6 protein-coding genes and 1 tRNA gene are annotated in these 7,292 nt (G+C 39.2%); all 7 read right to left on the bottom strand.

The window, feature by feature from the left end; translation table 11 throughout:
• Positions 1-70: 70 nt before the first annotated feature.
• The gene (gene cls, locus AB8E63_RS07850; RefSeq protein ID WP_368910711.1) at positions 71-1,603 is read right to left on the bottom strand and encodes a cardiolipin synthase; all 1,533 of its coding nucleotides are present in this window, start codon (positions 1,601-1,603) and stop codon (positions 71-73) included.
• Positions 1,604-1,774: 171 nt separating this feature from the next.
• Positions 1,775-2,719: a 3-oxoacyl-[acyl-carrier-protein] synthase III C-terminal domain-containing protein gene (locus AB8E63_RS07855; protein ID WP_368910712.1), complete on the bottom strand. Its 945-nt coding sequence runs from the start codon at positions 2,717-2,719 to the stop codon at positions 1,775-1,777.
• 14 nt (positions 2,720-2,733) lie between these two features.
• Positions 2,734-3,996, bottom strand: coding sequence for a F390 synthetase-related protein (locus tag AB8E63_RS07860; protein WP_368910713.1), 1,263 nt, complete (start codon positions 3,994-3,996; stop codon positions 2,734-2,736).
• The gene (locus tag AB8E63_RS07865) at positions 3,974-4,789 is read right to left on the bottom strand and encodes an MBL fold metallo-hydrolase (RefSeq protein WP_368910714.1); all 816 of its coding nucleotides are present in this window, start codon (positions 4,787-4,789) and stop codon (positions 3,974-3,976) included. The genes AB8E63_RS07860 and AB8E63_RS07865 overlap by 23 nt, the downstream gene beginning before the upstream one ends.
• Positions 4,764-5,744 carry an NAD-dependent epimerase/dehydratase family protein gene (locus AB8E63_RS07870; protein WP_368910715.1) on the bottom strand — a complete coding sequence of 327 codons (981 nt, stop codon included), beginning with the start codon at positions 5,742-5,744 and terminating at the stop codon, positions 4,764-4,766. Before AB8E63_RS07870 ends, AB8E63_RS07865 begins: the two co-directional genes overlap by 26 nt.
• Entirely contained in the window at positions 5,741-7,015 is a 1,275-nt protein-coding gene (locus AB8E63_RS07875; RefSeq protein WP_368910717.1) for a glycosyltransferase, read from the bottom strand. The genes AB8E63_RS07870 and AB8E63_RS07875 overlap by 4 nt, the downstream gene beginning before the upstream one ends.
• A 194-nt stretch (positions 7,016-7,209) precedes the next feature.
• Positions 7,210-7,283: transfer RNA gene (locus AB8E63_RS07880), tRNA-Pro, on the bottom strand.
• Between the last annotated feature and the right edge of the window lie 9 nt (positions 7,284-7,292).

Genomic DNA, 7,292 nt, shown 5'->3' on the forward strand with positions numbered 1-7,292 from the left:
GAAAATTGAGAGGCTAGGACTTTTGTTCCAACCTCTCCTCTAATCATCTATTCTCAGTTAATTCTTTCAATTAAAGCATAGGTGCAAATAACTGTGTTACTTCTTTAATCATCATTTGATACCATGTAGGGTTTATGGTATCCGAGAAGATTTCTTGAGATTGTTCAAAAATCCCTTCAAAATCTTTGCCAATATCCGCTATTGACTCTGTTTTGTAGAGTAGTACTGCATTTTCATAGTGATAAACCAAGCTACGATAATCCAAGTTAATAGTACCGACAGCCGCGAATCGATCATCAACAATCATTTGCTTACTATGGATAAAACCAGGTGTGTATTCAAAAATGCGAACACCCGCAGATAAAAGATCTGGATAAGCTCCCCGTGTTACAAGTTGAATGAGTTTTTTATCCGGTATATGGGGCGTGACTATTCTCACATCTACGCCTCGCATCGCCGCATTTTTTATATCCTCTGTTAAATCATAATCGATAATGAGATAAGGCGTTGTAATATAGACAAAATCTTCTGCTTGGTTAATCAGATTTTGATAAACAATCTTCCCTACCTTAGTTTTATAGATTGGCTTAGGTCCACTGCCATATGGGATACAAAGACCGCTACCAAATCGTGTCTGATTTTCCAAATGATACTGATCAAAGTCACTAATTTCCCCACGGTTGATGTACCAGTTCATGAGAAATAGTCTGGTAAATGCTTGAGTCGCCGGACCATCAATCCGAATCCCACTATCTTTCCAGTGTCCAAAACGTTCAATATGATTGATATATTCATCTGCAAGATTGATTCCTCCAGTATAGGAAATTTGTCCATCAATCACTAATATTTTCCGGTGGTCACGGTTATTATAGGCCACTGTCATACGAGGAATCACCTTATTAAATTTATGAGCATCAATCCCTTTAGAACGCAAATAAACAGTATAATCCCCAGGCAAAGTCACCATACAACCGATATCGTCATAGAGCATCTTGACATCGACTCCCTGAGCTGCCTTTTCTTCCAGAATTTCGAGTATGCTATCCCACATCAAACCTTCGTCGACAATATAGTATTCAAGAAAAATAAACTTTTCTGCTCTTTTAAGATCCTCCAGCATCTGTTGCCACATTTCCTCACCACTTGCGAAAAATTGTGAATCTGTCTGGTCATAGACTTCTGCATTACTTTCCATATGTAGCAAGGCATTGATAATTCCGTAAGCTGGTTTGTCTGTCTCCTGTAGTTGCAAATGGAGTTGGCGCCCATTATTCTCATGAAATGCAATAGAATTCAATTCCTGGAGTTGTTTCAGTTCTTTTTTTGATAGTCTTCTCTCACCGAACATGAGATAAAGCAGTGGACCAAACACCGGTACAAAAGTCACAATCAACCAAGTCACTTTGCTTTCAGGTGACATCGAACGATTGACAATCGCTATAACGGTTGCTACGCTAATCAAAAATACAAGAGTCACCCAAATAATCGGAGCAATCTGGCTCATGTAAAGAATAATTCCGAAAACAAGAAATAATTCTATCAGGATAATCGCAATACTAAAGCCATACTTGGACATTAATAAGCGAAATTTTCTTATTCCCATATCTCCCTCTCAATTTCTAAGTCTACTCCCTGATTCAACATCTGAAAACGCTTGTTACCTTCTAGTATACTTAATTTCATAAAACTTATCAAGCTTTTTCTGTATAGGCCGATAGTTCTACGTTTAAAATTAATTTAAAAAGCAGGCCACTTATATGTGCCTGCTATTATTTTACAATTTCAAAGCCAACATATTGACCGTCATACCAGCTGCAGTTCCCATTAAGAAGATGGTGTCTCCTTCCTTCACATATCCGTGATCGAGTGCATAGGCCAAACCAAAAGGTACAGCAACGGAGACCATATTTCCATAATCAGTAACAAGGTTAAGGTACTTGTCTTCATCTACACCCAGTTTTCCCATGACCAAAGGAAGAGCGCGACTAGCTTGGTGGGGAATAATATAGTCTACAGCATCTTTAGAAATACCAGATTTCTCTTGGAATTCTTGGAACATTTCTGGGATGACACGAGCAGAAAGCAAGAGAATTTTCTTGCCTTTCATATCAAACATAAAATTTGTCTTGGTCTCTTCAGAGTATTCTTTTGGTTGATAAGAAGTCAAGCCTCCACGAATCTCTGTATCGTGAGATCCCTCTGACCAAGTACGTTGAAGGCTTGCTATCACTCCCTTATCCTTATCACTTGATTGGAAAATAAAGGCAGCCGCTCCATCACTAAAGAGTTCATAACTTTCTTTTTGCTTTGGATTGAGACCCAAGCTACCAACTTCACTAGATACAATCAAAACACGACGGTATTCCCCAGCTTCAATCAAGTACGACATAGTCGAAAGAGCTGAAATAAAACTTGTACAAGTCGTATTGATATCCATAGCTGGGATAGAGAGCCCTTTTGCCACACGTTCATGAATCAAAGCTGCCGTACAAGGAATCGGCTGAACACCAACCGCACTAGCTGATACAAGGCAATCGATATCTTCGATTTTTAAATTTGCATTTTCAAGTGCAGCTTGGATAGCTGCTTCTGCCAAATCTAGTTGCGTCTCTTCATTTTCAACCACACGATGACGGGTTTGGTCTTTAAATTGCACCGTATTTTTTGGAAGGCAGACTCCATAACCTGCAATTTCTACATGTCTTTTTACTTCTGTCATAATTTTTTGTCCTTTCATAAACGTTGGATACGTTTGAGCTTACAACTTGTATCCCAGTGATAATCTGAAAATTGTATTTCAGGTGCTTTAAACTCTTTTTGTTGCGCCAAAAGTCGAAACTGCTCTGTAATCGCTATTTCTACTTGCTCATCTCTTCGACTCAAACAAACTTCCACTAGCTTCTCAGAGTGTTGCTTGACTTGATAATCTCCAACATTCTCCACAAAGAGGATGCAACGTCTGATAAAGTCAGGATAAATCCTTACCTGACCTCCATCTTGTCCATCAAAATAGAAGATGTCGTCAGAACGCCCTTCGACCTTGTCAATCCTTGTGTAATGAGACCCGCATGGACAAGGTTCAGGATTCTCAACCAAGATATCGTTGAGCTGGTAGCGATAAACAGGCTGACTGCTCCGCTTAAAATCAGTAATGACTGGATAAAAACGTCGGTCATCCAAGTAGTGTTTTTCCACAAAAATGATGTCTTCATTGAGATGAAGATTCCCAGCAGAGCAAGTACAAGCTAAGAAACCTTCTGTTGCTTGATATACTTGGTCAATAATTGGCAACTCAAAAGCGCTCAAAATTCGCTCTTTATCACTATCTTCTAATATTTCTGCCACTGAGACGATTTTTTGCGGCTGAATCTTAAGCTCTCCTGCTTTTAGACGCTTGCTCAATTCAATCAACATAGAAGCAGGTGCCACTACAATAGTCGGTTGATAATTGTTGAGACGCTCGATATGATCATCTGTATTCTTGAAAATATCAAAGTACTCTAAACGAATAAGTGCCGTATTGATGGTCTGATAGAGTTCATTATCCGCTCTGAGGAAAAAGGCTATGCGGTGCCCAAAAAGTTGGCCTTTGGGCAACATCTTTGCCAAGATAGCTGCTGCCCACATACTTCTCTCTTTTTCAGTTGTGATAAAGAGTCCCCGGTGTCCAGATGTTCCAGAAGACAACCCAACAGCTATTTCTCCCTTGAGCTCTGTAAAATTCCTGGTCTTTTCACTTTCGATAGCCAAAGCCAAGGCCTCGTCTCGATCCACTCCTTGGGTGTTGAGCTCATTGAAATGCGTCATCATGAACGCTTTATCCATATGATCAAAGTCGTTAGGTACACCATTTTTAAAATAAGGTGACTCACGCTTGAGAAAGTCCATATAGGCAGCCAGTTGCTTTTTCTGATAGTTTTCTAATGCTTCTCGAGATCTAAAGTTATGAAGCCAGCGAGTTTGGATAAAAGTTTTAAGAAAGGTTATTTTTTTCATACAAAATCCGCTCAATCCTTTCTACAGGGTCATGGCTAACTAGCACTTCTATGCCATCCTTTAAAACCTCTTCCAAGAGCTCCGTTCCTTTGATATAGTCATCCTTACTATCTTGCACCAAGGAAGGAATCAGATGCATCTGTTTGGTGTAAGGTAAGAGGTCTATTCCCCAACAAAGATCTGCTGCGATAAAGAGATGATAATCTGGAATAAAGAGACAAGCTTGCCCCTTAGCATGCCCATCTATCGAAGCTACAAGGATACTTCCGTCTCCAAAAAGATCGATGGTAGGGCGATACTTAAAGTTAGCATTTTGCTGATTTGCCTTGATAACTGTCAATCTTTCCTCGAAGTCACTCGGCAAAAATTCTTTAAAAATAAAATCTTTTAGTTTTGGTTTCTTGTAAACATCATAGACTTCCTGGGTCAGGATAAAGTTTGCATTCGGAAAGAAGCTAGCCCCTCCCAAATGATCTGGATGTAGATGAGACAACAAGACATAGTTAATTTCTTCTGGCTTGATCCCTTTAGCTTTCAGCAAGTGCACAATCTGATCTTTCTCCGTCATTTGAACTGGCGTCCCCAAACGGTAAAAAGCATAGCGAAGTTTCGTCTTAATATCATAGTGATAGCCAGTATCATAGAGCAGATAGCCCTTATCCCTGTGCTTGATAAGGAACACTCCTGCAGGGAAAGTCATCTTTCTATTCTTGACACCCTTAAAAAGCAAACCAGCATAACTCGTACAATATCCCGCTGGGAAATACTCAATGCTTTCGATAATCTTGGACATATTGTTCAATCCCTTCTGAAATACTAATTTTCGGATGATAACCTAAGTCCTTCTCAGCCTTACTAATATCAAGAGTCTGACTATAGCGAAGCAGATAATAGGTATAGAGAGTCAGGGCTGGTTCGCCTTTAAGATTCAGAGTCTTGTAAAGAAATTCTAAACTACTGGCAATTCCCGATAATAGAGCTGCTGGAAGCTTTCTATATTTGATTGGATAACCCAAACCTGTCAAACTTTCCTCCAGCAAATCCCTAAAAGCCCTCGGTTCACCATTAGTAATGTTATAAACCTCACCTTTAGCTTCTGGAGCTTCCAAAGCTAAACGAATTGCCAGAGCAACATTTTCCACACAAGTCATGTCCATGAGCTGACGCCCATCTCCAATCAAAGGAATTCCTATTTTTTGACTCAGATTGATAACCCGTGGCAAGATGCTAGTGTCCCCAATCCCAAACAGGCCCCGAGGTCTCAAGATGATACTCGGAACATCTGGATAATCTTTAAAGAGTTTCTCCGAAGCCAATTTACTACAGATATAGTTATTGAGATTATTTTCCTCTGGAGCATCACTTTCTTTGATAGCCAACTGATCCTTAGGAGCAGCATAGATGCTTGGTGAGGATACATAAACTAAGCGTTGAATACCTGTTTGGCGACATGCCTCGAGAACATATTTGGTTCCTAAAACATTAGCCTGATAAAAATCTTCCCAAGGACCCCAAACTGTTGACAGGGCTCCTGCATGAACGACCAGATCCATCCCCTTGCAAGCCTCTAGCACATCATCAGCTTTGGTCAAATTACCCTGAAAAAAACTAACCGAAGAATTCTCTAAAGAGCGACCAACCTTACTGTTTCTACCAAAAGCTCGAATCTGATAGCCATGCTCGACTAATTCTTCTATGACATATTTACCCAAGAAACCTGTCGCTCCAGTTACTAAAACTGTTTTCATTTTTCCTTCTCCTTATTTGCCAGCAGACGATGGATTTCACTTTCTAATATTTCAGTCGGATGATAAGACTGCGCAGCTTGGCATAAAGTCTCTAATTCGGACCAATCTTCTTTAGCCAATAGATTATCAAAAGCTTGTCCAATCGCTCTCGTATCCTCTTTGTTAGCAGACAGTGCAACTCCTGCTTCTACGCCCCGAACGGCATAATCAAATTGATCATAATCATGAGGTAATATCAAAGCTGGTTTACCATAAATAATGCATTGATAAAAAATCCCAGCTCCCCCATGATGAATCACATAATCCATCTGGGGAATGTACTCCTTATAAGGTAGATAAGAAACTACGGAAAGGTTCTCCATGAGATTTTCACATTGGAAGGCTTCTCCACCCACACCACGTGTCACAAAAAAATGACAGTCTGGATGAGCTTTTGCAAGTTGCTTAGCTTGATAGATAAGGTTTTCTTTAGCCCAAGAAAGTTGCGTACCACAAGTCACTAAGACTTTCTTTTGATTAGAAAATGTTGATAAATCTAACGGATAATCCTTTCCAGCCTCTACTGAAGCACCAGAAGGACCAACCCACTTGTAGTGTTTTGGAAATCCTTTTTTCAACTCCACTTCTTTCATACCAATACCGAGAATTGAATATGGAGAATAAATGGTCTCATGACCAGTTTGATTATACAATTTAAAATGATATCTTTTTAAGCGATCACGAAGCAGAAAAGATACAATTCGTTTTACTAAACGAGTTGCTGTTCTACCTAAAAATTGTACTGAAACTTGCCAGCCATTCTTGGGACTTCCCATTCCACCAATTAGACAAGGCGGGCCGTCAGTAGTCTCTAAAACAAATTGTGTAGCCATGGTGGTTATCCAAGGAATTCCAAGTTGATTAGCTACTAAACCTCCAGACAAGGTTATAAAATCAGCAATGACGATATCAGGGCGATCCTTTTGCCACTCTTCCAATAATTGATCTGAAACTAGATTAATTAAATCAATACTAGAAGAAAGTTGTTGATAAGCTGACAATATCCCTAATTGCTGATCATTATTAGCAGCCCGTTCAAAATCCTCAATGTGATTTTCTAGTATTGGAACTACATGAAAACCTACAGACTCAGCAACGGCTTTTCTTTGAGGACCAGTGAATAAGCGAATATCATATCGAGGGTTATTAAGTAAGGGTATTAATAAATTCATTGTTGGGTACAAATGACCACTTAAAGGAACAACTACAACATCAATTTTGATTCTTTTCATATGTCTAGGATATCAAATTTTAAAAAAAAGAACTATCGATAAGATAATTCTTTACACATTTATTAGTTTTGACATAAAAAGGTAACAAAACATTTAAGAAAATGCAATGTGAAATTTCAGATAGTAATAATCATAATCAAAATCAAATATAAAAATAAAAAAAAGGCAATTGCCTCAATTTAAGTATTGACCAATCGGGAAGACAGGATTCGAACCTGCGACACCTTGGTCCCAAACCAAGTACTCTACCAAGCTGAGCTACTTCCCGAATTAAATG

The sequence above is a fragment of the Streptococcus sp. oral taxon 061 genome (assembly GCF_964211575.1).
GTDB lineage: Bacteria > Bacillota > Bacilli > Lactobacillales > Streptococcaceae > Streptococcus.

Coding starts and splice junctions, on each gene's coding strand:
- AB8E63_RS07870 (WP_368910715.1), bottom strand. CDS start 5,744: ATGAAAACAGTTTTAGTAACTGGAGCGACAGGTTTCTTGGGTAAATAT.
- AB8E63_RS07865 (WP_368910714.1), bottom strand. CDS start 4,789: ATGTCCAAGATTATCGAAAGCATTGAGTATTTCCCAGCGGGATATTGT.
- cls (WP_368910711.1), bottom strand. CDS start 1,603: ATGGGAATAAGAAAATTTCGCTTATTAATGTCCAAGTATGGCTTTAGT.
- AB8E63_RS07855 (WP_368910712.1), bottom strand. CDS start 2,719: ATGACAGAAGTAAAAAGACATGTAGAAATTGCAGGTTATGGAGTCTGC.
- AB8E63_RS07875 (WP_368910717.1), bottom strand. CDS start 7,015: ATGAAAAGAATCAAAATTGATGTTGTAGTTGTTCCTTTAAGTGGTCAT.
- AB8E63_RS07860 (WP_368910713.1), bottom strand. CDS start 3,996: ATGAAAAAAATAACCTTTCTTAAAACTTTTATCCAAACTCGCTGGCTT.